Consider the following 24,047-nt stretch of genomic DNA (forward strand, 5'->3'; position numbering starts at 1 on the left):
CCTCCTCGCAACAGAATATTGTGACATTTCAGCCAAACAACCATTTCCCCGTTTACAATTTAAAAAATGACGGGGGTAATGACGCAAAGCAAGCGGCTTTCCTCGCTGAGAGGATTTTCACCAAAATGCGGAATTGTCGATGGAAAATGGATCGATTCGCCTTCTCGCAAATAAAACTCTTCTTGATCCAAGGTGAAAATCATCGCACCTTTCAGCACGTAATAAAATTCTTCGCCAGGATGAGTGAACGTCTTCGTCCGCTTCTGATAAGGCTTGATAACCACCTCAAATGGTGCAAGTGACCGATTCGCAAACTCACCATTCAGACGAATGTATTCCGATTCAAACCCTTTAATTTGAAACGGCTTCTTTTGCGCACGTCTCACGAGATAGCTCTGCCGATCCTGCTCTTCAAAGAAATAACCAATATTGACATCAAACGCATCAGCAATTTTTTGCAACGAATGAATCGCCAACGAAGAGGCACCACGTTCAATTTGCGATAAAAAACTCACCGATAGCTCTGTACGCTCACTCAGATCCTTTAACGTCATGTTATTTCTTTGTCTGAGATCACGTATTTTTCTGTATATTTGTTCCATACAACACCTCACCTAGACCACCGTCTACATTTTTCAGTAATACTGTAATTTTTTAAATATTACTAGATTATCGTGTATAATAGCATAAAAATTCTTCTTTGAACATAAATATGTAATAATTTTTATTGATTTTTTATTAAAACGTTTACATTATCTCCAAATAGAGGGAACAATTAAACTGCAGCAGGTTAGCTCATCTCGCAAAGCTTCTACCAATCTCTATACTTTTTTTATCGGAATAGAAAAAGAGATTTTTGGGAAAAGCATAAAAATGTTTTTAAAAACGCTCTAGTCGATAGCAAAGCCTAAAGAGATTCAAATTGACGACAAAGTTCTTTCTGAACTTTAGTAGCATTTGAGTAACAACTTTTCTATTATTGTTCAACATGGACCTGGCATGAAGACGCAAATCAGACTTAGCGCGAGGCGAGTAAAGACACGTATCGAACTTTTGTTCATGAGAGGACAAGCGAGGCGAGTAATCACGGATGTAAGCTCTTGACAACAATCTCAGCCTGGCTAAAAAACGCTTGTCAGACTAGCGCGCTGGCAAGCGAAGATACAAATTGAACTTTTTGTTCATCAGAGGACGAGCGAGGCGAGTAACCTGGGATGAAAACGTTTGACAACAGGCTGAAACTCTCTAGCAGTTGGCTAACCCCTAGAGAGTTTTTAATCGATTTATAACCTTTGAAACTCTACTTTAACGCTTGAATGGCAAATTGAGACCACGACTCAAACCGATCGAGTTGTTTTTCTGCTTCGGAAATCTTTAGCCAGCTGCCACGTAGTACCTCTTTTTCCCTCACTTCGATGGTATCTTGCATCGTCATTTCAAGAACGAACAGTATACCAATATGTACTCGTCCGACCTCGTCTTCATCGTCATTGATTAACCCAATAGGGGTCAACGTGTAAGGCATGTTACGATCAAAGGTGAGCTCCTCCTCCAACTCCCGCAACATGTTATGTTCTAATAGATTTAAAAAAGAATCTTCTGTAGAACTGGGGTTTTGATGCCCCCCGACACCGATCGACCATTTATGATGGAGCCTCGCTTCACCGCCAGCTGCCAACCTTTCATAAACGAAGACCTCATCTTCATGTTTCACGACGACATATGGAATGGGTTGCTTAAATGCTTCATTCTCCTCCGCATCCCCGCGCCTCATCGTCGTATAATGCTCACCCATTTGATAAAGAAGCGCATCCGTATTTTCTTTTTGTAATTGAACGCCATTAAAATAAAGGTGCTCTTCTGAAAACAGTTCGTCTGTCGGTACAACTATGATGGTTTCATCCATTTTTCCCATGTCACATCTTCCTTTCTTACTGAAAGTGTAGCACGGTTTTCATTTCGAAAAAACATTGACGTACTTGTCAAGATTTATGAGTGACAGCACAGCTTTTATAAATCCTTTGCAAAGACAATGATGTTATTTTCATGCAATTCGATGGATTCTCAAATTTTAGACGAACTCTTTACCGCTTGTCTTGAAGCTGGCCGTTTGTTGCAGGCCGATGACCCGATAATAACAGACATTGCTGACACCAAGCGCCGTCTCGCTCCGACTTTGATCGGAAAACATGGTCAAATTATGGAATGGATTCAAGACTATGACGAAAAAGAACCTGGTCACCGGCACATCTCACATTTATTTGCTCTATACCCAGGTTCTGCGATTACACCGCGAAGCACTCCTGAGCTCGCCGAAGCTGCGCGCGTGACTCTCAACAGAAAACTTGCCAGCGGTGGCGGTCATACGGGCTGGAGCCGCGCCTGGATCATTAACTTTTGGGCTCGCCTTTACGATGGAGAACAAGCTTTGGACAATGTCCAAGCCCTTATACAGCAATCAACGCTCCCAAATTTACTTGATGACCACCCACCATTCCAAATTGATGGCAACTTCGGTGGAGCCGCAGGCATCAGTGAAATGCTTTTACAAAGTCAGCAAAAGGAAATCCATCTCCTTCCCGCACTTCCGAATGCCTGGAGCGAAGGGATGGTCAAAGGGCTGCGGGCACGCGGTGGATTAACTGTTAATATCTCCTGGTCATAAGGGAAGCTTACTGAAGCCACCATTACAGCCGATCAAAATGGAGATGTCACCGTCCGTTCCTCTGATGTGTCTAATGTTTATCAAAACGAAAAGGGGATTCCCGCGACAAAAACAGCTTCGGATAAAATTGAGTTTGCGATCGGGGCAGGCGAATCGTACGAGCTTCGTCCGTAAAAAACGTTTGGGTGGACAGGGCGCCTCTTCGCAGGCCCTGTCCTTTGACGTGTCATATGTTTCGTTTATATGCTCATTCACGGAAGCTGAAAGCGAATAGATTTAGAACGACAAAAACGGCTCGTCGCAAGGAAGACGAAAGCCGTTTCTGTTTGTTTGCTACACAATATTATAAAATCGCAAAAAGGGAACTTGTGTTCTGTTTGATTTTCGATTATGATAGCATTATGAACGGAGAGATTCACTATACCGAAATATATTGTATCAAAACAACATGCTTCCGCTTTTCCTGACCCAATCATTTTAGAGAAGGATCAAAAAGTGACCTATGGAAAAGAAGATACAGAATTTCCCAACTGGATTTTTTGTAAATCTCTCGCTACAAACAAAGAAGGTTGGGTTCCAAAACAAATTTTAACTGACCCGGACGCGGAACGTTTAGCCATCGTTACCGAAAATTATTCAGCTCATGAACTGACGATCAGTGCAGGAGAAATATTGATAGGCCTACTGTCAAACGAAAGATCATGAATATGGCTGGATTCCAATCGCTTGCTTGTCCGAGCTCTAAATGATCATCGGTTCATTCGTAGACTGCCAAGATGAGAGAAGTTCCTGTCCACCCAGCCTTTTTATCTGCGTAATGCAGGAAGATCGAAGCGAGTACAATGAGTTATCGCGCATCTTCTAGACGATAGCATCGCTTAGCATTTTCAAATAATATATTGTTTAACTGTGATTCATCGAGGTGGTCAGGTAAAACCTCTCTAAACATGTGTACCACTTCATCGTAATTTCCACCCAATAATGCAACTGGCCAATCACTGCCAAATAGCAATCGGTCACTGCCAAAACAGTCAATCAAGTGAGCAACGTACTTCTTAAAAATTTCCGGTTGATTTCCTTTTGTTTGGGAGATCATACCAGATAATTTGCACATTGCTTTCGGATGTTCGGCTATATTTCTCATTCCTTCGGCCCAAGGCTGAAAGGAATCATGATAGAGCGGTGCCCCCAAATGATTTACGACGACCTTTAAATGAGGGACTTTTTCGAGCAAACGGGAAATATAAGGGACATTCCCAGCATTCATTAATAAATCAATTGGAAATCCGTCTTTTGCCATTATGGTTAAGTTCTCGAGCAACTGATTAGATATCTCCCATTGATCTGTATTAAAGCCGTGAAGGGTATAGCGAATGCCGACAAAATAGGGGTTTTTTCTGAGTTGTTCATATAACTTGATCGTAGCGCTTGCCTCTAAATCTAGATAACCGACAACGCCAATGATTTGTTCATGTTTTACAGCTAATTCTAATAGATATTTCGTTTCGTCAACAGTGTGTGCCGCTTGGACAGCGATAACGCCTGAAATATGATTTTTCGCTAAATACTCTTCAACATCTTCTAATAAATAATCTCGATATAACGTTTGATTTTCCGGCTTAATCCACAAATAATCCCGACGGCTTAGCTGCCAAAAATGAACATGTGTATCAATCATACAGTCACCTCTTTTTACGAATGAGATCGATCAATTGAGAAAACTTATTCACACCTTCTTCCGTGATTTTCAATGCACGATCAATGTGCTTTTTAGTGCAAAGGGCGCTGGTCAAACAGCTCATATACTCTTCTTTGTTCATCTTCAGTCAGCCCCCTACCATCACAATATCTTGCGTTTTTCTTTAAGGAATTCAATGAAGTTGTTCCTGTTAACGTGACTGCGATATTTGGATGACTCAAACTAAATCGCATGGCCGGCTCAATCAAACCCTTTGGCTCAGTTTTACGCAAAAAGGAGATTTGCTCTTTTCTCTTTTCGGCTTCTGCTAAAAGCGCTGTATTTTTAAGTAAAAATGGTGCCGGGGCATCTGCCAACACACCCATTCCAAGGGGGCTACCATTTATTACACCGACATTCATCTTTTTTGCCAAAGGGATTAATTCGTCTTTTGCTGTATGGTCGATCAACATATATTTAGAAAATGTTTGGATCGTATCTATTTTTCCCGACTTTATATATGGGATCAATAATTCCGTTTGACCAGCGTTGACCCCAATTGCGCGAACTTTCCCTTGCTCTTTCAGTTTTAAAAATGCCGCCATTGTACCTTCCATTGCTTCTTCATACGTCGTACATTCTGCTTCGTGCAGTTGGATTAAATCGATATAATCCGTTTGTAAGCGCTGTAAGCTCTCTTCCACACATTGGATCGTATTGTCATAGCTATAGCTGTCACCTCTCATCACCGCTTTTGTCGCTAAAACAATATTTTCGCGCCTCCCTTTTAAGGCAATCCCAAATCGTCGTTCACTTTCGCCACGTCCATACAATGGTGCTGTATCAAAAAAATTAACACCTAAATCAAGCGCCGCATGAATGACCTCGATCGCTTTTGGATCAGTTATGTCACTAAAATCACCACCGATTGGAGCGCCTCCTAAACCAAGTTTTGAGACGGTGATTCCTGTCTTCCCAAGTTCAGTATATTGCATTTATTCACTCTCCTTCGCGTTGTCATTGAAAGCTCATTTACTCAAAATTACCCATCACGCGTTATTTAATAGCTTTGATTGCTGATACTCTTTCGGTGTTACGCCATATTTTTGCTTGAACAATTTGTAAAAATAGCTTTGATTTCCAAAACCGGTCATCCCCATAATTTTATTCACCGTATATTTATTCTCTTCAAGCATTTTCGCTGCATTTAAAAGGCGATACTCTTTAATATAATCTCCTACAGACATGAATTCATGGCTTCTAAACACTTTGCTGAGATATGCTGAAGAAACTCCGATATCTGCTGCAATCGCGTTTAAATTTAAATTCATATCTTTATAATTGTTTTCTATCATTCCTTGACGGTATCAACGAGAATATACCGTCTGCCCTCTTCATTGTCTAGATTACGTGACTGACACAGCTCTAAAGTCAAACTTTCTAAAAGCTCAAAGATTTCTTTTAGCGTTTCTAATTGCGATAACCGTTCATAATAGACTCTTATATCAAGATTGGATTGCAAGACTTGATGACGATTTATGTCGTGTACAGTCCGGTCAATTAACACAAATGTATGAATAACCGCATACATCATGTGGTCGTAATTGACTTTCGTAATATGAGCAAATAATTCGGAGAGCTGAATTTGAATCAACTCGAAATTGTTCTTTTTCATCCCTTCAATAAGCTTTGCTTCAATTTCTTTCGGGTACGACAATTTGATATTTTGTTCATTTTCTTTCACCATTTCAGGTAAAATGATGGACTTTTGACCATAGATTACTCGATACATAGAATGTTTTAATGTTCTTAGATACATTTCGGTAATCTCGGTATATTCTGTCATATGTGAACTGATGGTCAGCGAAAGTGATATATTGTAAAACGTCTGAATCGTATCTTGAAGCTCACTTAATAAATCTGTAAAAGCACGCTCTTTTTGCTGTCCTTTTTCTATATTAAGCAACATGATAAAGTGGTCATTTTTCATTTTGGCAAACTCAGTAGGGTAGCTTCTATTCATAATCTCTTGCGCAATATTACTTATCGCAAATTCGATGACTTTTTTCTCATTCTCTTCAAACGTTTGATTGTATTTCGCATAATCATCGATTTTTATAGTGCATATCAGCATGGGTTTGCTTAAATCTATAACAAAATGATGTCTATGACTGGATAAGTCTTCTAAAGTGCTGTCAATGACTAATTTTCTAAGGTAGTACGTTTTGACAAGATTTTTATTAGATTCCTCATTATTTTTCAAATACTGCATTTGTTTTAAGGCATTATTGTATTCAACAGAGATGACTTTCAATTCATCGTTTGACTCTAAAACATCATCTCGTATTAGGTTTTGCTTGATCTGCTTTAATACGTCACCAACAGGTTTATATAGTTTGTGTGACACGATGAAGGAGCCGATAATAGCGAAAATTAAAAATGCGATAAACAACAGGGTCGCCATCAGTCGCATATCTTTTATATGCCCTACAACATCATCGTAGGATTGTACATTTACGACGGTCCATCCGTTTTCCGGCGAATTTACATAACTTAATATCTTTTTCTCTTGATTAATTTCCTCGATGCTATAGCTTGAATGGTTTGAAGGGTCCACATGGCTTTTGACGTAATCAATGATTCCATTCTGTTCACGCACATCCCCAGCGTTTAAAATGTTATTCCTCTGATCCAATATAATGATTTGGCTATTTTCATAACCTACCCGTTTGTTAATATTATTAATATTATCTAACAGCCAATCTGGTTTTATATTAACAATAAGTATGCTGTTTTTAGTACTAGCTAAATCGTTGGAATGGTACATAAAATACGAAAAGAAGTCAGGGTCATTGTTTTCAATGTCACCTTCAAAAGACATCGGAATGAAATCCAGCTTAGGGATGATTTCTTGGCTGTTCATATATTGATCGACTGTTTGCTTCATACTATCGTCTTCGCAATGAGCTGTATACTTGGTTGAATAATAGCAATCCGTATTTGCGTTATAAACGATTAAGGAATCTAAAAATGGGTTCGTATTTACGATTTTCTCCATCCTCATTAACTTAGGATACAATTCGTAAATTTCCAAAGAGCCCGCATTCAGTAAAGCAGTAATATCATTGTCAAAGAAGGTCGATACCGTAATATTGTCGATCATATTTTTAATATAATTTACGTTGTACACAACTTGATTTAATACTTTTTCATTTGCTTCTTGTTGTATGTTAAGCGCTTTCCTTTCAGACGTGTAAAAAATTGCTGAATAACTTAAAATTAATAGGAAGATGATAAATAATAATAACGATAATAATAAGCGTAATAAATATTTTCTTGACTGATAATATTTTACAATATTCATACGCCTCTCCTTCCTAAAAACCATTATGATACAAAATGTGCATTACTGAAGCCTTTCCTTAGCCTTATTTGCTGACATCAAATGTCCAGACAAACACGAAAATTCATTTTCCTTCTCTTTGAATGAGCCTCGCTTCATTTACATTCGGTGTGAAGGTCAGTTTAGTTTTCCTTAACGAACATCTCACTAATTTCATGAAATCGCTGACTACTTAATTATATCATGTAAGCCCTTTATTAATTTTGCAGTATTTAGAATATCTTTTACGATTGAGTATTTAATTGAAGGTGAATGTTGATCTCCTTCTCACCTCTAGCTATAAATTGCAATAATTGATAATGGCCGTTTCGGTTTGGTAGCGGCTGATGAAACTGATGAACGCAGATGTTATTTCCCGTTGATAGAAGCTGAATGTCATACGTATATTGATGATAATTTACTTGCGCACGGTGATCACTTATTTGTATATCGGTTTCATCCATTCCGTTCGTTTTAAGAATTGGCACACAGACACCAATCGCAGCAATCTCTGCACCCCGTACGTCGTCCAATTCCGTGTTTGCTTTAGGGGAACGTTTCTTTCCACTTGTGTATATGTTTGTTCTGGAATGACCTTTTCCAAGTCATTTTTCCAGCCATTCACCCGCTCGCTATTTGTTGTATGACGCAAAATTCTATAACCCTGCATCACCATATGTGTGACAAAGTCAGCATGATTGTCAGGCACTTTGTTTTCAGCGAGACAATGACAAGCCCAATCCATTGCAAGTTTGATTGAACTCTCTAAGTCGTGACAGCGTCCAACAGAAAGAAGAATAGCTCCTGCCATGGCATAACAAGCCGTCGTGTATTCATGTTCAAGCCCGTCACTAACATCTATAATGGCACCTTGGTCATTTTGATCCGGAGAAAATTGCCTGATCCGGGCTTCGGCAAACTCCAAGTAGCGCTCTTTCGTTCCTTCTTCATTCATTGCATCCGTTTGTGCAAGCTGCTTTTCGAATTGTTGGACATGACGCTCTAGTGGATTCGCCCTTTTTAATGTTTCTAGATATTTTTCTGATCTCATTTCATAAAACTCTCTTTTCAATTTGCCAACTCGAATTTTATAAGTCACGAGAAACAACGGTCAGCACACTGATTTTCTATACCTTTACATTTAACGACATTTTTATAATGAGCCCCTCTTTGAGTAAGAGGAGCTCGAAAAAAGCTGGTTTACGTTTGTTGTTGGACTATCTTTTGGATCTTATGTTGGATCACCTTCTTTATATCGTCTGATACTGCTTGATCCTTGTCTAAAAAGCGCAAACTATCTTCAAGGAACTTTATCTTCTGTTTGTCATTGTCTCGGTCTTGGTGGTGCTGAGCCTGCTTTAATTTATTTGTCAGCTGTTTATATAGAGAGTGCTTGATATCACCAGCTTCATAGAATGCCTGAATGATCTCTTGTACTTGTTTAATGCTCGTGTATGTTGTTACAGAAATGGTCGCACTTTTTTCTGATTCAATCCCCTCTTCATTTTCCGCGACGATATAAAACGCGTATGTTGTATCCGGCTTTAAATCTTCGACAGTATATTCATTTGCTAGCACCTTTGCGTGCATTTCCTCATTTATAAACACTTGATAGATCACGCTGTTTTCTGTCGTGACTTCATCCCAAGTCAAAGTAATCGAATCCGTTGTTACATTTGTCGCCTCAAGATTGTTTGGTCTTTGTACGATCACATCTTTTAGCCCTTCCATCGCCGCTTGCAAAGATGCCATTTTTGTATCAACTGCTTTTTGTGTTGCTTCATCATTGTTGAATACTTCCTCGGCAGCTACGATTGCTTCTTCAAGGGTCTTTACCGACTCTTCCGTTTTCCCCGCTGTATCTAATCCCTTTGCTTCTGAAAGCAAGGCATCTAGCTGTGATTTATCAACCTCTATCCCGGAAATCGTTACATCATCAAAGAATACCCTTCCTGATTGATCGTCAGCCCATTGATCACCAAGCAACAAATGATCAAAATGAGTAATGCCTGATGTCGTCTGAATTGGTGTATCGTCTATCGATAAGGTCACACCATTTCCTGACCTGTAATCAAATGTGAGTTGGTGCCACCCATCCGTGCGCGGAATGTCTGTCGGATACCAATCTGCTCCGATGCGAAAAACATAATGATCCTCTGTAATTCGCGTATTTACACCTAGGGCAATATGCCTTTCAGAATCATCAACTCTTGCCACAACAGCAAGCTCTTTATCTGATGCATCGTCATAAAACCAAATGTTCACATTCCTTTGCATGGGCTCGGACGTTCTTAACGTCATGTACTCACGATCCCCACTGATCAAAACACTTTGATCGCCGCTTTTGGCTTGTTCAGCGCTCGTTGTTGGATGACCATCACCAATAGACCATTGACCCAATCCTTGCGCAAAATCTTCAGTGTATCCGTCAGGAATATTTCCTTCAATATCTCCGCTGCCCCCATTATTTTTAATGTCTTCATCCATTGCTGTGAGCGCTTCAATATATTGGCGTTCGATTACATCATGACGATAATGGTCATTGTAAAGCCCAAACTCTTCCACTGGCAAAACATTTATAATTTCTTCATACTGATTCAATTTGTCACTTTCGGAGATCCCTTCATTCTTTCTTATAAATAAATTATCTTGCACTGTACCATTGCTTCTTGCATGTTCATTAATTTCCAAATTATTCTGCGTGTCATAGACGACGTTTTCTTTGACGACATTATATTTAGGTACTTCTTGCTCATCGTTTAATATATTTACAAGGTTAGGATATTGTGTACTCCATGGTTCTTGCTGATAAGGCATTTCTTTCAAGAGCCCTTCCATCAGTCCTCCTGGCTTCGCTGTCTCCCACGCCCAACCCATAGCACGATTATCAATATAAATGGACTGTGTTCCCTCGATCATGACATTTCTTTGCACATCATTACTTCTTCCCCCACCTATGAGAAACGGACGGTAAACATCAACTAATAAATTTCCGTACATTGTCGTTCCACTAGCCATATCATCCAAATATATGCCGACTTGATCATACGACTGATCATTACGGAGTTTATGCAAATAATTGTAGCGAATGATATTGCCTTGCTCACTCCAATCTCTGCCCATATAAATCGCACCACTATCACCTGTTTCTGTTAATACGTTATAAATTTCGTTATATTCAATCAAGTGATTGTTTCCTTTAATGGCAATCGCTTGGTGCGGGGCATCGTGGAAATAATTATGGACAACATTGTTTCCAACTCCGGCAAGTTGGACAGCTGGACTGTACGTACGTTTAATACGGCTGAACGCATAGATGTTATTATTTTCAGCATAATTTTCTCCTCGTGTCAGCGTCTGTCGGTCACCACCAGCCAAATAGATGCCCCCAATGCCTGTGTCGGAAATATCCGAGCTAAGCACCCCATTATGCTGACCACCGCGGGAACCACTCTCTTGATCGCCGATGGTGACGCCAAATCCGCCTGTCTGTCTAATCTCACTGCCCGCCACCGTATTGTACGTACCGTCAAGAATCTGTACGGCTGTTCCTCGCGTATAGCCCATTTCGACATTTTCTATAGTAATGTGAGAAGCCCCATCAAGTAAAAATAGAGGCTCATCAAGTAATGAGAGTTTAATATTTGCTTGATCCAAATCTGTTGGAGGGTACAAATATAACATCCCTGTTTCTCGATCTAAGTACCATTCGCCCGGTCGGTCTGTTTCTTCCAAAATATTGTAATAGTAGTATCTTTGATTTGATCGAATGCCATACCAGCTCGCCGTTGCTGTTGAAATTTCCTTCGTCTCTTGATTGATATTTTTTATATTTAAATTCCCATCAGCCCAATCCCAATAGAAAAAACCTTGCATCCAAATGTCACCGTTGTTAAGCCATTGTTCGGGACGTGGGTCATCGTATTTAAACGTATGTCCTTTTTTAAATTCTTCCTCAATAATGTCATCGCTAGGCGGGGCTGGACCGTCCCCGCGCGGGAAGCCGCCTTCAACTGTAATTTCACCAGTACGAACATAACCGTCATTGGGGTAACGAGATAACGCTAACGCTTCATCATTGAAAAAGAGTTCGGGGTTCACAATATTCTCAAAGGGCCCAAAACCTCCTTGCCGTATTTCGCCAAAGTCAGTAATACCCAAATCGTTTAGGTTGAATTGAACAATATGATCCCTTGCCGCTTCGGGCAAACGAGAGCGCACCTCTTCATCCGTCACAGGCATAAACTGATTGCTCGATAAGGAAACTCCACCCAATATTTGTACCTCTTCTCCGGGATAAGCTGAATAAACGATTGGTTTATCCTCTTCACCACTATCCTGTTCTCCGAGTTGAAACGAGTGATCCAGGAAATATTCTCCTTCTCGTAAATAAACCTTTATTCCGTTGTCTGGTAAACCCGTTTCATTTTTTAGAGCACGAATCTTATCCCTCGCTGCCTCTAACGTTTTAAATGGCTGCTCCTTTGTTCCTGTATTAGAATCACTTCCGTTTTTATCAACATAAATCACACGAATCTCACTGCCCCCTTCTTCTGCTTGAGCCGTTGGAGACAGTAGTGACAATAACATCACAAAACTCAAACCGAGAGTAACTAAACGGCGATTCTTTATTTTAATCTTGTTTGTTAACATCATTTTCATTCCTCCTCGTTCAGATAAACTGTTCCTTAAAACTTCACCGAGCGTGCATCGTTTTAACACTTCCATTATTTTCAATATTATGACTTTTAAGCGCATTATAGTCCTATTCGTATAATGACTTGTTCGAACAGAGATGCTTCTAAGGTAAACCTCCAAGCTTAGTCAGCAAAAATGTATGCGTGAGAAGTAACCCTTCTCACGCGCCAAGTTATTTAAAGCTCTCTAAGAAACACAATTTTTCATTTTCCCTTAAAGGCTGGTTGGCTATTGTCCTTCATTCGTTTCATGCCATTTGTCTAGCTGTGACTGCATCTCATCAATCACTTCATTTATGCCTGCTCTCTCAAGGGCGCTTAAAAATTCATCCAAACCTTCATCAGGGGAAACTGCACCAGTATTCAATCCAGGTCCGTGCTGATCCATGACTGAGGTAATATTGGCAATTTGTGAAGCGACGGGCTCGACATCAAATTTAAATCCAATCATTGGTGACGGAGTTGCATTTTCGTTTTCTTCCTTAATCGCATCGTTTATTGCAGGGTCTTTACCCGCGACTGGATATGCATTAAATGTATTCCCAAAAATCCAATCAGCACCAGGCGCATAACCAGAATCTTCAATTGGTTCGACGACATTATCCTCATTCATCGTGTAGTGTTCACCTTCAATACCATAAATCAGCAGGTTATACAGTTCGGGATCCGTATTGACTAAATTTAAGAACATCATTGCTCGTTCCGGGTTTTCAGACGTACGACTAATTGCTTGTAATGTCGTAATAATTGACCCTGTACCTACATAAGGATCGGTCATAAATTTTACCTGTACTTCCTCCCCATACTTCTGCGCAGATTTTATTTCGACACCAGGTTCGTTCACATGATGATATTCAGACACAACTCTTCCACTAGCAATCAGATCATTCGTATCACTCAAGGTTGGTGCATCTTGATTAATTAATCCTCCTTGATACCAATCATAGACTAGATCTAAATATTCTTTGTATTCTGGCGATGCAAACACATTAAATACTTTTGTAGGCTCTTCCCAGCGAATAGCACCCATTTTATCTACAAGCTCAATTCCTAATGAATTTGAAAAACTTTCTAGCAGTCCTCTGCGGTCCATATGAAGTGGAACAACATTATCCGCTCCTTGTTGTTTAATAGTCTCAAGAATTGGTGTAATATCTGTAAATGGATCGGAGATTGCATCGATATCCAAATCATATTGATCTATTGCGCTCGCTACAATTCGATATGCTTCACGGTTTGTCACTGTTTGATAATTAGGTACACCGTAGATTTCTCCATTAATGCGAGTTGCGTCCCAAATGAAGTCAGGCATGCTATTCAAAACATCAGGTGCGTACTCCTCCAACAGCTCATCTAATGGGATAAAAGCACCGTTGGCTTGGTTTTGCATATAATCAAAGTTCCAATTTGACGTCCAAATAATGTCTGCATTTTCCCCAGAAGCGACAACTAGATTTAACCGCTCCGTGTAGTCACCGAAGGTTTGCGTTTTAAAATCAATCGTCGCGTTGATTTTTTCTTTTGTTATTTCATTAACCGCCTCTTCAACTTTGTCGATATCAGCTGGAATCGAAGCTAAAGGAAAATACCACGTTAATTCTACTGGTTCTAACTCGCTTTCTGATTCACTCGTACTGCCATTATTGTCCGCTTCACTCCCCCCTGAGGACTGATTATTCGTACCTTCACTAGAGCAGCCGACGATCAACATCATTAATCCAAGAAATATGACTAAAAGCATGGAAGAAGAAGTGTTTACACGCTTCATCGTTTGACCCCCTTACAATTTTTTCTAATTTTTTCAGATGACAGTTAACACTGATTCTCTTCATGTACCATTACGGGAACATCTCTCGCTATGGCAAAGGGACAGCACAAGACACTCAGGTGACAAGTGCTGTTTATGTCAACATTCTATAAGAAAAACGTCTAATCCCCCTTTCGCTATTTCTCTTATAGAATGAATTAACCTTTAATGGAGCCAACAGTGAGCCCCTTTACAAAAAAGCGTTGAAAAAACGGGAAGACAAATAACATCGGTCCAGCAACTAATACGGCCATGGCCATCCTTGCAGATAATGAAGGGAATTGGGACATATCAATGGATACATTTGCGCTATGCATGTTGTTCGATAAAAATTCAATCGTATTCATAATGCGATATAAAAGTAATTGCAATGGGACTAAATCTTGGTCATCGATAAACAGCAAGCCTAACCACCAATCATTCCAATACAAGAAAGACGTAAACAAGCCAACAGTTGCTAAAGCCGGTGTGGTTAAAGGAATAATAAGTTTAAAGAAAATTCGCCATTCTCCAGCGCCATCGATCTTGGCAGATTCAACAATTTCAAAAGGCACTTGATCCATAAACCCTTTCATAATCAATACGAAAAAAGGATTAACTAAGTACGGTAAGATTAAAGCCCAAATCGTATCTCCCAAATGTAAAAATTGCGTAACCAATATATATAGCGGCACAATCCCCCCACTGAAAAGCATCGTAAAAAATATATAAAAAGTCGTCATGCCTCTGTAGCGATAGTCCTTTCGTGATAATGTATAGGCAATTGTGGATGTTAACAGCAAACTGCTGATCGTTCCGAAAACGTCACAAAAATAGTGACACCATAAGCACTAATCAATGGTCCAGCTGACTTTAAAACGACTTCATAGGATAATAAGCTAAATTCTTCAGGAATGAGGCGATAGCCATTTGTTAAGATGGACTGTTCTTCACTGAAAGAAATAGAAAGCACCAACAAGAAGGGGACAATGATACCGATGGACAATATCGATAATATGGCATTCACGCTAAAATGATAGAGATCGAATTTTTTTGTTTTCACGTGCAACACATCCTCTCTTAACTAAATCAGCTAATTTAAAGCGCTTTCAAATATATAGTAGGAAAAGTTGTCGCTCTTTATTTTTTAAGGATTTTTCAAGCTACCATAACGCATGATCTTTGTTAATTTTCTTGATAATATAATTTGTTAACAGCACCAACAGTAAACCAACAATCGATTGGTAAAGCCCAACTGCCGTAGCCATACCAATGTCACCTACAACGCGCAATGAACGATAGACGTACGTATCAATGACATCTGTTGCATTGTATAGAAAACTGACATCATTAGGGATAAAATAAAACAAGCCAAAATCAGCCCGAAAGATTTTCCCCATTTCTACAATGAATAAAATGATAATAAGTGGCATAATTAACGGGATCGTAATACTTCTGATCATTTGCAGCTTCGATGCCCCATCAATTTTTGCAGCTTCGTAATAAGATGAATCAATTGCCATAATGCCTGAGTAATATATTAACGATGAAAAACCAATGCTTTTCCATAAATGAACGAGAATAATGATAAATGGCCAATAACTCTGCTCTTGGTACCACCGAATCGGATCAAAGCCAAAATCAGCCAAAAGCTGATTAATCAAGCCATTATCATAATCTAAAAAGGATTGTGCAATATACCCAACAACGACCCATGATAAAAAGTATGGGAGAAACAGAATCGTCTGGTGCACTTTGATCCATTTCTTTCGCACTTCATTCATTAACACAGCAATGGCTACAGCAATGACTGTCGTTAGAATAATAAATGTCAAGTTATAAAGGATTGTATTACGCGTGATCGTAAAAGCCGTTTGGGAAGTGAAGAAAAATTCAAAGTTCTCGAACCCCACCCACTCACTCCCCCATAACCCTTTATCGTATCTAAAATCTTTAAAAGCTACGATGAGAAATATAAGCGGTAAATAGGCAAATACAAATGTGTAAATGACCGCTGGCAATGATAATGAGAGCAACGGCATGTTTTTCTTAAATAATTTCCACTCTTTTTTTATTTTAGAGTTTCCTATCATTTTTTGTTTTTGCTGCTGACTGGTTGAAATGTCATTTTTCATCTTCTCACCTCTGTTCATAAAATGATGGATACTTGAAGCTTCAAAAATCTCGATATCCGTCGGTTGACTCGACTTCATTTTTTCACAGAAGAATAAAGATGGATACTGCAAAATTAAGAATTATGTGTAAATATAGCTATTCATGCGTAAAGTACAGTTCAATTCGAAAATTACACTCCCACACGCTGAACACCCAGCTTTGGTTTTTCAGGATGATTAACGACACCATATGAGCTTCACAAAAAGAAAAATCGTTCACCTTTTGCGATGTTTGACAGCAACAACTTATTTTACTATATCAAAATAACTTTCGTGTTGCTGTGTTAAATATCTTTTAACAAATTTAAAATCACTCTGATGTTTATTTATAACCATAGTTCGGAGCAATCCTTTGACCGTGGGTATGATCGTCAATCATCGCCCCCAAACATTAAAAAGATGAATCAGCGGTTTGCACTGTTCATCTCGTTTCAGTTATTCTTTCTCAAATCGATTCATTCGCTTTTTTCCTTGGATCGTGCTTCTCTCGTTGCTTTGACATCCGGAATCAGTTGGACAACCTTTTCTTCTTCAATTTTGACGAAACAGCGCATGCCTTCGGTCACTTTTTTCGGAAGCTCACCTGCTCGAATGTAATACTTCTTAGCGTCATCTCCGATAAGAATAGTGGCATAGTCGTCCCCAATTCGATCAATTACACCCCAATCCACCTTAGTCACTCCTTTTGTCAATGAGGTAAATGTATTTCTTTAAGCTGTTCAGCATTCTTTCTTAACCTCTATCGAAGAGGCCGTTACTCATCCACCACCTCTTCAAGACACCTTTCACCAATGCAGGTACGATTTCCTTCAATCGGTCCATATCTCATTTTGATCTCCCATAATCTGAAGGCTTTAAACCAAGCCTGTGCTGACAAACATACTAAAGAGAACACCTCAAATGTAAGCGATAACATTTATTTGGTTCTAAGCAAATATTGAATAGTGTGCAAAAATTGCATGCTCTCACAGCCATAAGAGAGGCAATATGAGGTAAGAACGGGTCAGTCGATCTATCGTCACTTATGTGAAACAAGCATTTTCGCAAAAATTGCATAAAAAAAAGATGCAGCTATACTCACTGATCATTAACCAGTTAGCAATAACTGCATCATGGATAGAACCTTTATCGTACAACAGTGTATAGCGAATCGTCACCTGTCACTATTGTGACCTTACTTGAAAAGACATACCATCATAAGCACACAACGCCCCTAAACGGGCGGCTTTCGCCTCAATCTCCTCATGAGGCCCTGCCCAGCCTTGATGAGAAAAATGAGTCGCGATAAATGTCGTTTTGTCTGTCGCCGCACCAATATCCTTCATCCGCTCCATCATAAGCTTAAAATCGGTTTCATTTAAATGTTCTTTCACAGATGGGCGCCCCCATACCGTACCTTCTAGGATCACGGCATCAAAGCGATGGGCGCTCAACTCATGCCAAACCGCTTCAGAATAAACGCCACTGTCCGATGCAAATAACAGCACACAGCTTCCATCATCAATCATGTAATTCATCGCATCTCCTACAGTTCCATGATGATTTGCCTCTATCGCGGTCACAGTGTATCCGGATGCTTGTATAGTGCGTCCTGGTAAAATAGGCGTTCTTTTGATTTGTGACCGTTGATCCTTCATTCCTTCTTCGTCCCATCTCATCCAAACGGAAGGACCGGCAATCATCGTAACGTCCGGAAGGTCCGTTGCCAACCGATACGCCTTTTCCCTCAAAACAAGATTCTCTGGATCAAAATGGTCTGAGTGACTATGTGTAATTAACATCGTTTCAACGTCACACAAGGAAAGACCTTGCTCGGCGCAAGAGGCAAAGATATCTGGGCCGAGATCAATGAGCAGCTTGTTGTCTATCAAGACACTCTGCCTTTTACGGATGTTACGCCCACCGTGTTTTCGTGCATGCTCACACGTATCACAATTACAAAATGGAGAAGGAATGCCTTCAGCTGCTCCTGTGCCTAGAAAGGTGATTTGCATTTTTTCTTCACTCTTTTCTATTAAAGTTCACATTTTCATTTCACACAAAAACTATATCAACTCTCACTTTAAAGTTCAAATAATTTAGTCTCTTTCAAAAAAATACACATGCATGTAAGCATCACTCGACTTCTTTGCTCACTAGCTTGTTGTTTCTACATATAATTTATCCTAAAGCTAATAACTCTTCTAATGCGGGCCTTTATGGACTTTGATACACTAGCAATAAAAGAGGAGGGTTTGGCCTATGTCTTTTATTGTAGATGCAGCTTGGCTATATGGAATGCTTCATGATGAAAGTGAACCGCTTGTGATTATTGACTGTCGTTTTTCTTTACAAGATGCTGAGGCTGGTCGACAAGCGTATGAACGCGGTCACATTCCGAGCGCAGTTTATGCCGATCTTGAAAAAGATTTATCTACACTCGCTAGCGAACACGGCGGGCGCCACCCATTGCCTTCTGAGCAAGAGTTAGCGGTAACGTTTGGTGCCATGGGCGTTGACTCGACAAAGAAGGTTGTCGTCTACGACGATGGAGAAGGAATGATGGCATCTCGTGCTTGGTGGATACTTCATTACCTTGGTCACCCCGAAGTCTATGTGTTAAATGGCGGAATTGAAGCTTGGAAGGCGGAAGGCTTTGACATGACAACAGAAGAAACCGTCCCTGAGCAGCGCACTTTTACACCGCGGCCGCGCCATGACGAGCTGGCTACCATGGAGGATGTCCGCAACCAGTTAACAGACACATCCAGCTTCTTGATTGACTCCCGTGCACCTAATCGCTACCTCGGTATCGAAGAGCCGCTCGATCCCGTGGCTGGACATATTCCAGGAGCAATCAATGTCTTTTGGAAAGGTGTGCAACAAGACAACTCAATACATTGGAAAAACAAAGAAGCGCTACAAGCGCATTTTTCCAAACTCCCTGCTCATAAAGAGATCATCGTATATTGTGGTTCCGGCGTCTCAGCCTGCCCGAATGTCCTCGCCCTGAAAGAAGCAGGATTTACGAATATTAAGCTCTATGCTGGAAGTTGGAGCGATTGGGTTTCATACGCAAACAACCCGGTGGCAACAGGACAAGATTAATCAAACACTCTTTTTCAACTTACATAAAAACGCTTGGCCGCGATTTTTTTCAGCCAAGCGTTTTTAATACTATTTTTTTGTAACGACTACACGCCCCATTCCTTACGAGCCTCGGCTACCGATTTTTGTGGCGTGGTGCCCCAAGCGTAATGCCCTTTTGGTTTTTTGCCAACCCAGCGTTCATCCACGGGCTCTGAGGCAAGTTGATAGCGTGTATCGGCACTAATGCGAAAACGATTTGTCGTGTTATTGAGTGACGCATGCATCATATACATGCCAAAGAGAATCATATCCCCAGCCTCAAAGGAAGTCGTCGCCCATTGTCCGCCAAATTCATCAACAATCTCGACCGGATCTTCAGAAAACCACCCCGTAGCCACATTATCACGGTCAACGTCCATTTCACCGTACGTTTCTTTAATTTTTTTAAAGTGCTGTGAACCTAGACAAAGTGCCAATGTCCCTAACTCAAGCGATGTGTCACCAAAAGGCGTCCACATCGTATACACACTTTTTGTGCCTCTTCCCATGTACACGACATCGTAATGAGCGCCTGTGTTTCCTCCCTTTCCAATCGCTCGTGGCCATTTAAAATCGTACGTCATCGTCGGTCCACCGAGCAATCGCTCTGTGAATTCCATGATTTTTGGAGAATTAACTACTTGCAAAAAGGAAGGAAAATCCTCTTGTAACTGATCGGCACTTCCTCCCCACATGCCTCCTTTGTTTTCAGGGCCGATGACTCCTTCTTCAAGCGGTGCGTCTGGGTCAAGTCGACCATTCTGTTGCAGCTTTTGAAGAAACTCGGTGCGGGCTTTCATCACCGTATCACGATCATGAAACCCACGAATTAGGAGATAACCATCCTCTTGAAGGCGGGCTCTTAAAGCGTCCGTATCGTCTAAAATATCATTGCTGCTCCTAAGCTCAGTCAGATACTTGCTATCCATTTCCAACTCTCGTTTGCCAATGTTTACTTTCATAACGATCCATCCTCTCTTTTTTAAGCGCTTTCTTTTTACTTCTTGTAAGTATCATACAGCCATTCTCGAGAAAAATCGTTAATGAAAACAAACCTAAATTTATTCAAAACGCAACTTTGTTAATGATAGTCAAGTCTCTGACGCTGACGCCAATCAGAAGGCGAGCAGCCCTCCCACTTTTTGAACCAGAGCGAAAATGAATGAAGCAATGAAAAGCCTACCATTGCTGCAATGGTTTGAATATCTTTATCAGAAGAGCTCAACAGCCACTTTGCTTCGGTCAGTCGGCATTGCTGCTGATACTGCTTAGGTGTCATCCCATACGTTTTATAAAATTGCTTACGAAGGCCACCTTCAGATAACCCCGCCATCTCTGCCAATGTCTTTACCTTGACCGAGCTGTGCACGTGCTGACGGATGTAATCGCCAATAAAGGACACTGTCATTGCTTGTTGATTGGCATGTCCATGTTCTGTAAGAAATAATAAAAGCATCTCAATCCAAACGGCATGATGGCGAAGTGGGTCTTTGAGACGGGACGAATAAATACGAAGCCATTCTCTAAATAAACGATCATAATGCTCTTGATCAAGAGGAGACAGAGCGATGATTCGTGGCTGTTGCTCCTCTATCAGCTGATCAAACAATGCTTGAACGTGCACCGGAAGCCTTTCAGCTAATATAACAGCAAACCGAATTGGCGTTGACGCATGGAAGGAGTGAGGTACATCTGCTGGAATCAGCACAATATTTCCCGCACTCACTTGAACATCACGTTCCGACGTGCGAAAAATCCCCGCCCCTTCCATAATCATCGTCACCTCGACCTCAGGATGACTTCTTAAGCAGTCATCCTCCCATTCTTTTCCGTGCGCACCGATGAAGCTTTTCGTCTCCAATATCTAAACCCCCTTCACTACACATTTGATCATATCTTTTAAGATCAGTTTACGACGAAACGACACAAAATCAAGTGAAGCTGCTACAAGTACATTATCGCGCACAGGCGTCTTGATCAGTGCGATGACCTTATTGCCTTGTATCATCTTAGAACATGTCAGTATGTACTTCCACAGCTAGAAGAAGTTAATAAAATATCTCCCCTCTTCACCACGCACTTTTACTGCATAATCTCTGTAGTGTTTTAACGTTTTTTGCCAAGAAGTCTCCATCTTCAAGCGTGTGAAGGGTGACATCCCAGCGATGAGGTGAAGATGAATTGGCTTTCGGTCAAGTACGTCTTTAGACGTACTAATTGGCCGAACGTATGTTATCATAAGAGTATGAAGTGTTCTTTGAAAACTGGATATACGAGGTTGCATGGAGAAACTAATCATGCGAAAACCAAGCGAATCCTTCCATGCGTAAAATATCCAAGGTACGAAAGAAACTCCGAATCGTCGGACATCTAGGGCAGGAACTTCCCGAAGTAACGCTCATGGAGACGAAAGGTTGCTTTCGTCGTGGAAGTGAGAAGCTCCCACTTCAAGCGAAGCTAAGTGGTGAGTGGTTCACTGAATGAACTTCACCTCCAGTCCCTGATTCTATCGTTAAAGTTGAAACAGGCGAATTGTTTTCCACGTCAATAATTTGTACTTCTATAGCAGAGGGATTGTCTACAACATTGACAATTTCTTTTTTCCAAAACGGGTTTTTCATATGCCAAAATTCATAATCTATGTACTCACCCTGCTCATATCTCCCTAAATCAATTTCTATCCATTCTCCTTCTTCGCCTTCTTCGATTTGCACAGACGTTCTAATTTCTGGTGAAAATACTAATTTAAATGCGCGGACATCTTGATACAAAAAATAAAAGGTGATAACGAGCGAAATGACAAGTACAGGAGTGATACTTAGCAAAACCGTTTTCCGCCTCTGACTAACGCGTTGTTCTTTACTGATTTCTTCAACCATCATACTGTCCTCCCTCAATAATTGATCTAAAGAAATGTCTAAAGCGTCACTTAATTGAACCAATGTACTTAAATCAGGATAATTTCTCTCGCTTTCCCAGTTAGATATGGCTGAACGCGAAACATTTAACAAGTCGGCCAAATCTTGTTGCGTAAGTTGTTTCTCTTTTCTCTGTCGTTTGATTTTTTCTCCAATTGAATCCATCGTATCTCCTCCCCTATAAGCTAAATTCTATGGTTTCGATTATTGTAACGCACGCCACAATGCCTTACATATGAGAGATAAATTCAAGACAATGAATGACAGCGATGCTGACATGTTGATTTGACAAAATTTTTAGGGGTTTTAAAAAGTGTCCTTATGAGAAATGAATATTGCGAATCATCCGCATAATAAATGCTGGTGATATTGCGCTTCTAGAAAGTTGTCATATGCCTGATCAAAAGCGCCAGTTTATGCCTGGTGTTAAATCGCAAAAAAGTGTAGACAAAGTCGATATAGAAGGACTTTGCCTACACTTTTCTCAGGGATGAAACTTCGTCATTTTACTTGTCTTTAACAAATGCGCTCTTATCATCAAAAAATCACTTAAAGACGTAGCGTTCTTGTTTTTTCGAGCAAACCTCAATAAAATGGACCTTTCGTCACAACTGCTGACAGCCGATTGCGCGTATTCGGCTTTTCTTCTTCGCGCAGCGCTGCTGGCAAATCTTCAGGCTCTCCTCGATATCCGAGAGCGACCATCGCATGAATTGCATACGTTTCCGGTAGAGAAAGCTCATTACGAACTTTATCTCGGTCAAATCCGCCCATTGCATGAGCGACGAGACCAAGCATTGAAGCTTGTAAAGCGAGAGAAGCCCAAGCTGCCCCAGCATCAAATGCGTGCGCACGGTTTGGGGTGGATCCATTGGGGCGAAGTGTGTCTGAAGCGATGACAAGCAGTACAGGAGCACGGCTCGCCCATGTGTAGTTAAACTCATTTAAAAAGCTGCGAAACAGAGGTAAATGTTCCTCTGTATGTGCCACAAAGAAACGCCAAGGCTGATCATTGAAAGAAGATGGCGACCAATGCGCAGCCTCTAAAATCGTATACAGATCATCTTCTGAAACTGGCTGATCGGTAAAAGAACGCGACGACCAGCGATTTAAAAAGAGAGGACTTACGGAGTGCTCAGGCTGACGGGCTCCTTGGCCCTCTTGACGTAATGGTTGCTTTTTTTGTTTATCCACAGTCAATCACCTTTCGAATATTGTCTAATCATACTTTTCTTCAAATATGATGATATTCCTCTATTTGAACTACCCCCCACTTAACACTCTTACGAGCTGTTTGAAGTGGGAGCTTCCTAAGAACACCAGCGTAACCGCCAGTTATTGATTAGGCTATCCCCGTAGTTCCTACGGTTAGAAGCCTTATCGCTTCGTTTTTAAGATTTTGTCCTGCGTTCATATCTCGATTGTGATGTGTACCACAAGAGGGGCAATTCCACTCACGAAGGTTGAGATTCTTAACGTCTTTGTTTTTATAGCCACAACAAGAACACAGTTGAGAACTTGCAAATATTTTTCCAACAACAACTAATTGTTTGCCATACCATTTGCATTTATACTCTAACATTGCTCTGAATTGTGACCATGATGCTTCACTGATGGCTTTAGCTAACTTGTGGTTTTT

Annotated in this window: 22 protein-coding genes and 1 pseudogene; 4 read left to right on the top strand and 19 right to left on the bottom strand. The window is 40.5% G+C overall.

The window, feature by feature from the left end; all coding sequences use genetic code 11:
• Positions 1–59: 59 nt before the first annotated feature.
• Positions 60–602, bottom strand: coding sequence for a helix-turn-helix domain-containing protein (locus tag G4V62_RS07945; protein WP_165200993.1), 543 nt, complete (start codon positions 600–602; stop codon positions 60–62).
• A 698-nt stretch (positions 603–1,300) separates the two neighbouring features.
• The gene (locus G4V62_RS07950; RefSeq protein WP_165200995.1) at positions 1,301–1,915 is read right to left on the bottom strand and encodes a hypothetical protein; all 615 of its coding nucleotides are present in this window, start codon (positions 1,913–1,915) and stop codon (positions 1,301–1,303) included.
• Positions 1,916–2,017: 102 nt separating this feature from the next.
• On the opposite strand from G4V62_RS07950, the pseudogene G4V62_RS07955 reads away from it, so the two are divergent.
• The 3 genes and pseudogenes from G4V62_RS07955 to G4V62_RS07960 form a co-directional block, all read left to right on the top strand.
• A pseudogene (locus G4V62_RS07955) lies at positions 2,018–2,533 on the top strand (glycosyl hydrolase family 95 catalytic domain-containing protein); the annotation flags it as partial.
• Positions 2,534–2,539: 6 nt separating this feature from the next.
• Complete coding sequence (locus tag G4V62_RS20810) at positions 2,540–2,665, top strand: glycoside hydrolase family 95-like protein (protein WP_376768300.1); 126 nt, start codon at positions 2,540–2,542, stop codon at positions 2,663–2,665.
• A 474-nt stretch (positions 2,666–3,139) separates the two neighbouring features.
• A complete protein-coding gene (locus G4V62_RS07960; protein WP_376768301.1) occupies positions 3,140–3,370 on the top strand; it encodes a hypothetical protein in 231 nt (76 codons plus the stop codon).
• A gap of 142 nt (positions 3,371–3,512) precedes the next feature.
• On the opposite strand, the gene G4V62_RS07965 is transcribed toward G4V62_RS07960, so the two are convergent.
• The 12 genes from G4V62_RS07965 to G4V62_RS08015 form a co-directional block, all read right to left on the bottom strand.
• Positions 3,513–4,343, bottom strand: coding sequence for an amidohydrolase family protein (locus G4V62_RS07965; RefSeq protein WP_165201001.1), 831 nt, complete (start codon positions 4,341–4,343; stop codon positions 3,513–3,515).
• 92 nt (positions 4,344–4,435) lie between these two features.
• Positions 4,436–5,338: an aldo/keto reductase gene (locus G4V62_RS07970; RefSeq protein ID WP_165201003.1), complete on the bottom strand. Its 903-nt coding sequence runs from the start codon at positions 5,336–5,338 to the stop codon at positions 4,436–4,438.
• Positions 5,339–5,392: 54 nt separating this feature from the next.
• On the bottom strand, positions 5,393–5,698 hold the full coding sequence (locus G4V62_RS07975) for a helix-turn-helix domain-containing protein (protein WP_165201005.1): 306 nt from the start codon (positions 5,696–5,698) through the stop codon (positions 5,393–5,395).
• Positions 5,695–7,707, bottom strand: coding sequence for a GGDEF domain-containing protein (locus G4V62_RS07980; RefSeq protein ID WP_165201007.1), 2,013 nt, complete (start codon positions 7,705–7,707; stop codon positions 5,695–5,697). The genes G4V62_RS07975 and G4V62_RS07980 overlap by 4 nt, the downstream gene beginning before the upstream one ends.
• A gap of 457 nt (positions 7,708–8,164) precedes the next feature.
• Positions 8,165–8,776: a hypothetical protein gene (locus tag G4V62_RS07985; protein ID WP_165201009.1), complete on the bottom strand. Its 612-nt coding sequence runs from the start codon at positions 8,774–8,776 to the stop codon at positions 8,165–8,167.
• A gap of 149 nt (positions 8,777–8,925) precedes the next feature.
• A complete protein-coding gene (locus G4V62_RS07990; protein ID WP_165201011.1) occupies positions 8,926–12,381 on the bottom strand; it encodes an FIMAH domain-containing protein in 3,456 nt (1,151 codons plus the stop codon).
• Positions 12,382–12,651: 270 nt separating this feature from the next.
• Positions 12,652–14,190: an ABC transporter substrate-binding protein gene (locus G4V62_RS07995; RefSeq protein WP_165201013.1), complete on the bottom strand. Its 1,539-nt coding sequence runs from the start codon at positions 14,188–14,190 to the stop codon at positions 12,652–12,654.
• Between the two features lie 197 nt (positions 14,191–14,387).
• Positions 14,388–14,951: a carbohydrate ABC transporter permease gene (locus tag G4V62_RS19790; RefSeq protein ID WP_246218325.1), complete on the bottom strand. Its 564-nt coding sequence runs from the start codon at positions 14,949–14,951 to the stop codon at positions 14,388–14,390.
• Positions 14,952–15,001: 50 nt separating this feature from the next.
• Positions 15,002–15,271, bottom strand: a complete 270-nt coding sequence (locus tag G4V62_RS19795; RefSeq protein ID WP_246218326.1) for a hypothetical protein — start codon at positions 15,269–15,271, stop codon at positions 15,002–15,004.
• A 100-nt stretch (positions 15,272–15,371) separates the two neighbouring features.
• Positions 15,372–16,343 (bottom strand): ABC transporter permease, encoded by a 972-nt coding sequence (locus G4V62_RS08005; protein WP_246218327.1) that lies wholly within the window; start codon positions 16,341–16,343, stop codon positions 15,372–15,374.
• Between the two features lie 494 nt (positions 16,344–16,837).
• Positions 16,838–17,053: a DUF3006 family protein gene (locus G4V62_RS08010; RefSeq protein ID WP_165201015.1), complete on the bottom strand. Its 216-nt coding sequence runs from the start codon at positions 17,051–17,053 to the stop codon at positions 16,838–16,840.
• Between the two features lie 492 nt (positions 17,054–17,545).
• Entirely contained in the window at positions 17,546–18,376 is an 831-nt protein-coding gene (locus G4V62_RS08015; protein WP_165201017.1) for an MBL fold metallo-hydrolase, read from the bottom strand.
• Positions 18,377–18,623: 247 nt separating this feature from the next.
• On the opposite strand from G4V62_RS08015, the gene G4V62_RS08020 reads away from it, so the two are divergent.
• On the top strand, positions 18,624–19,469 hold the full coding sequence (locus tag G4V62_RS08020) for a sulfurtransferase (protein ID WP_165201019.1): 846 nt from the start codon (positions 18,624–18,626) through the stop codon (positions 19,467–19,469).
• An 86-nt stretch (positions 19,470–19,555) separates the two neighbouring features.
• Here G4V62_RS08020 and G4V62_RS08025 read toward each other — a convergent pair whose 3' ends face one another.
• The 5 genes from G4V62_RS08025 to G4V62_RS08045 form a co-directional block, all read right to left on the bottom strand.
• Positions 19,556–20,452: a phytanoyl-CoA dioxygenase family protein gene (locus G4V62_RS08025; RefSeq protein ID WP_165201021.1), complete on the bottom strand. Its 897-nt coding sequence runs from the start codon at positions 20,450–20,452 to the stop codon at positions 19,556–19,558.
• A gap of 119 nt (positions 20,453–20,571) precedes the next feature.
• Positions 20,572–21,351 carry a helix-turn-helix domain-containing protein gene (locus G4V62_RS08030; RefSeq protein WP_246218329.1) on the bottom strand — a complete coding sequence of 260 codons (780 nt, stop codon included), beginning with the start codon at positions 21,349–21,351 and terminating at the stop codon, positions 20,572–20,574.
• A 586-nt stretch (positions 21,352–21,937) separates the two neighbouring features.
• The gene (locus tag G4V62_RS08035) at positions 21,938–22,573 is read right to left on the bottom strand and encodes a helix-turn-helix domain-containing protein (RefSeq protein WP_165201023.1); all 636 of its coding nucleotides are present in this window, start codon (positions 22,571–22,573) and stop codon (positions 21,938–21,940) included.
• 420 nt (positions 22,574–22,993) lie between these two features.
• The gene (locus G4V62_RS08040) at positions 22,994–23,602 is read right to left on the bottom strand and encodes a nitroreductase family protein (RefSeq protein ID WP_165201025.1); all 609 of its coding nucleotides are present in this window, start codon (positions 23,600–23,602) and stop codon (positions 22,994–22,996) included.
• Between the two features lie 148 nt (positions 23,603–23,750).
• Positions 23,751–24,047, bottom strand: a 297-nt coding sequence (locus tag G4V62_RS08045) for a zinc ribbon domain-containing protein (protein ID WP_165201027.1), incomplete at its 5' end; no start/stop codon positions are given.

This window comes from Litoribacterium kuwaitense (assembly GCF_011058155.1).
Taxonomy (GTDB): Bacteria; Bacillota; Bacilli; order Bacillales; family DSM-28697; genus Litoribacterium; species Litoribacterium kuwaitense.

Bases quoted from the DNA above. Each gene is read 5' to 3' on its own strand.
- G4V62_RS07980 (WP_165201007.1), bottom strand. From the start codon at position 7,707: ATGAATATTGTAAAATATTATCAGTCAAGAAAATATTTATTACGCTTA.
- G4V62_RS07970 (WP_165201003.1), bottom strand. From the start codon at position 5,338: ATGCAATATACTGAACTTGGGAAGACAGGAATCACCGTCTCAAAACTT.
- G4V62_RS07950 (WP_165200995.1), bottom strand. From the start codon at position 1,915: ATGGGAAAAATGGATGAAACCATCATAGTTGTACCGACAGACGAACTG.
- G4V62_RS07965 (WP_165201001.1), bottom strand. From the start codon at position 4,343: ATGATTGATACACATGTTCATTTTTGGCAGCTAAGCCGTCGGGATTAT.
- G4V62_RS08020 (WP_165201019.1), top strand. From the start codon at position 18,624: ATGTCTTTTATTGTAGATGCAGCTTGGCTATATGGAATGCTTCATGAT.
- G4V62_RS07995 (WP_165201013.1), bottom strand. From the start codon at position 14,190: ATGAAGCGTGTAAACACTTCTTCTTCCATGCTTTTAGTCATATTTCTT.
- G4V62_RS20810 (WP_376768300.1), top strand. From the start codon at position 2,540: ATGCTTTTACAAAGTCAGCAAAAGGAAATCCATCTCCTTCCCGCACTT.
- G4V62_RS07990 (WP_165201011.1), bottom strand. From the start codon at position 12,381: ATGATGTTAACAAACAAGATTAAAATAAAGAATCGCCGTTTAGTTACT.
- G4V62_RS07985 (WP_165201009.1), bottom strand. From the start codon at position 8,776: ATGAGATCAGAAAAATATCTAGAAACATTAAAAAGGGCGAATCCACTA.
- G4V62_RS19790 (WP_246218325.1), bottom strand. From the start codon at position 14,951: ATGACGACTTTTTATATATTTTTTACGATGCTTTTCAGTGGGGGGATT.
- G4V62_RS08025 (WP_165201021.1), bottom strand. From the start codon at position 20,452: ATGAAAGTAAACATTGGCAAACGAGAGTTGGAAATGGATAGCAAGTAT.
- G4V62_RS07945 (WP_165200993.1), bottom strand. From the start codon at position 602: ATGGAACAAATATACAGAAAAATACGTGATCTCAGACAAAGAAATAAC.
- G4V62_RS08035 (WP_165201023.1), bottom strand. From the start codon at position 22,573: ATGGATTCAATTGGAGAAAAAATCAAACGACAGAGAAAAGAGAAACAA.
- G4V62_RS08005 (WP_246218327.1), bottom strand. From the start codon at position 16,343: ATGAAAAATGACATTTCAACCAGTCAGCAGCAAAAACAAAAAATGATA.
- G4V62_RS08015 (WP_165201017.1), bottom strand. From the start codon at position 18,376: ATGCAAATCACCTTTCTAGGCACAGGAGCAGCTGAAGGCATTCCTTCT.
- G4V62_RS07975 (WP_165201005.1), bottom strand. From the start codon at position 5,698: ATGATAGAAAACAATTATAAAGATATGAATTTAAATTTAAACGCGATT.